Source organism: Pseudomonas sp. K5002 (assembly GCF_013386655.1).
In the GTDB taxonomy this organism is placed as follows: domain Bacteria; phylum Pseudomonadota; class Gammaproteobacteria; order Pseudomonadales; family Pseudomonadaceae; genus Aquipseudomonas.
The window spans coordinates 1-2054 of the sequence record NZ_JACARK010001338.1 but is presented as its reverse complement, the minus strand read 5'-3'; the positions used below and the strand labels follow the sequence as shown (position 1 = coordinate 2054).

Sequence of the window (2054 nt, the reverse complement as noted above, 5' to 3'; positions counted from 1 at the left end):
GGGCACGCTGATGCCGGTGGGAATGCTCATGGTCTGGTATTCATCGAAGCGGCGGGCGTCGAGCACCACCACGTCGGCGTTGCTGTCGAGCAACGCCTGCACTTCTTCAGCCGCCAGCGACGGTGTGTGGCGCTGGCTTTCCACCAGCTCGCCAAAGGATTTGCTTGGCACGTTGACGTCGATAAACAGCTCGCCACCGGCGCTGCGCCAACCGTCCAGGCCGCCTTCCAGCAGGCTGACCTCGGTATAGCCGAGCGCCTGCAAGCGCTGGGCGGCGATCTGTGCCAGGCCTTCACCGTTGTCGTACACCGTCACCTGGGTATCCCGGCGTGGGATGCGTGAATACACTTCCAGTTCCAGTTTTGACAGCGGGATATTCGCGGCGAACAGCGGGTGGGATTCGGCGAAAGGCGCTTCCTCGCGCACATCCACAAGGGCGACTTCTTCACGGTCCAGCAGGGCCTGGCGAATCTGGGCGAAGCTGCGGTTCGATACAGTCATGGGGCAGGGCTCTCTTTGGACAGGGCGTCTTTGGACAAATCCCAGATGTTCGGGAGAAAAGCGTTGGAATAACCGGAGATAAACAGTTTCTCGCTGCCGTCCGGCTGGTACACGGCGCGGCGCACCGCACCGATGTTGGCGCCATACACATGAATGCTGATGGACACCTGGTCACGGAAGGCATTGCTGACTTGATGGATGTCACCGATCTTCGGCGACACGGCTTCCACCTGGCCGGGTTCCAGCTGGATGCGCTTGCCGTCGGCGACCAGTGCGCCCTCGGCGTTACGCGCAAAGCCCTGGGAATACTCGGAACCGCGCAGCATGCCGATCAGCCCCCACACGCGATGGTCATGGATCGGCGTGGTCTGCCCCGGCCCCCACACAAAGCTGACGATGCTGAAGCGCTGGCGCGAATCGGCGTGCAGCAGGAATTGCTGATAACGCTCGGGGTCGGGTTGGGCAAACTCGTCCGGCAGCCAGTCATCGTGGCTGACCAGTTGCGCCAGCAGCTTGCCGCCGCGGTGCAGCAGGTCGCCTTCGCGAGGGTTGCCGTCGATCAATTCCGCCAGGGCGCCAATGAATGCTCTGAGTCTCTCCGGGTGTCGGGCCTGGGTCATGACAATTCCATCGTGGGTGGTTCGTGGTGATGGGTTTATCTAAGCATAATGTTTATAGTTAATATGCTATTTTTTAATGATTAGGTTATAGCGGAAAGTAATTTAGAACCGGTTTGAATAGCGTTAGACGTTATCGGTCCGGGGGTTGGGCTATCCAGCCACCGTTTATGGAACTATGCTTTTCACACATCTTAATGACTGTTCTCTATGTGCGGCCCAAATGAAAATTGACGATATCGATGCCTTTGTCGAAGTGATTCGTTGCCAGTCCATCAGCCATGCCGCCGAGTCGCTGCAACTGACCCAGCCGGCCATTACCCGTCGCGTGCAGAACTTCGAGCAGGCGCTGGGGGTGGAGTTGTTCGACCGCAACACCAAGCCGCTCAAGCCTACTTTGATCGGTACGCGGGTGTATGAACAGTGCCGTTCGATCCTTCGGGAAATGGACGCCCTGCGTGAACTGGTGGCCACCGACGCGCCGCCCACCGGCCTGCTGCGCCTGGGGGTGCCGCAGACCATTGGCGACGTGGTGTTGCTGGACGCCCTCAAGCACCTGCGCAGTGAATTCCCCGAGCTGCGGGCCCAGGTGGCTACCGGCTGGGGCAGCCAACTGGTGGGCAAGATCGAGCGCGGCGAACTGGACGCGGCGGCGGCGCTGTTTCCGGCGGGCAAGATCTTCCCGGACAACATCGTCGGCGAGTCCATCGGCAAGATGGAACTGGTGGTGGTGTGTGCCAAGGCCCAACTGCCGAAGAAGCCCTGCAAGCTGGCGGACGTGTACCAGAATGGCTGGATCCTGAACCCGGATGGCTGCGGTTTCCGTGCCGGGTTGCAACGCACCCTGTCGGACCAGGGCCTGGCGTTGCGGGTCAACCTGGAGACCTTCGGCACCGAGCTGCAACTGGGCCTGGTGGCTGACGGCCTGGGCCTCGG

General features: G+C 61.0%; 3 protein-coding genes. 1 reads left to right on the top strand and 2 read right to left on the bottom strand.

What is annotated here, in order from left to right; translation table 11 throughout:
• Together HX846_RS36195 and HX846_RS36190 are read right to left on the bottom strand one after the other, a co-directional pair.
• On the bottom strand, positions 1 to 501 hold a 501-nt coding region (locus tag HX846_RS36195), incomplete at its 3' end, for a rhodanese-like domain-containing protein (protein ID WP_256740398.1).
• The gene (locus tag HX846_RS36190) at positions 498 to 1121 is read right to left on the bottom strand and encodes a cysteine dioxygenase (protein ID WP_003211299.1); all 624 of its coding nucleotides are present in this window, start codon (positions 1119 to 1121) and stop codon (positions 498 to 500) included. The genes HX846_RS36190 and HX846_RS36195, both read right to left, overlap by 4 nt.
• A gap of 220 nt (positions 1122 to 1341) precedes the next feature.
• Here HX846_RS36190 and HX846_RS36185 point away from each other — a divergent pair.
• The coding region (locus tag HX846_RS36185) for a LysR family transcriptional regulator (protein WP_178967344.1) at positions 1342 to 2054 on the top strand (713 nt) is incomplete at its 3' end.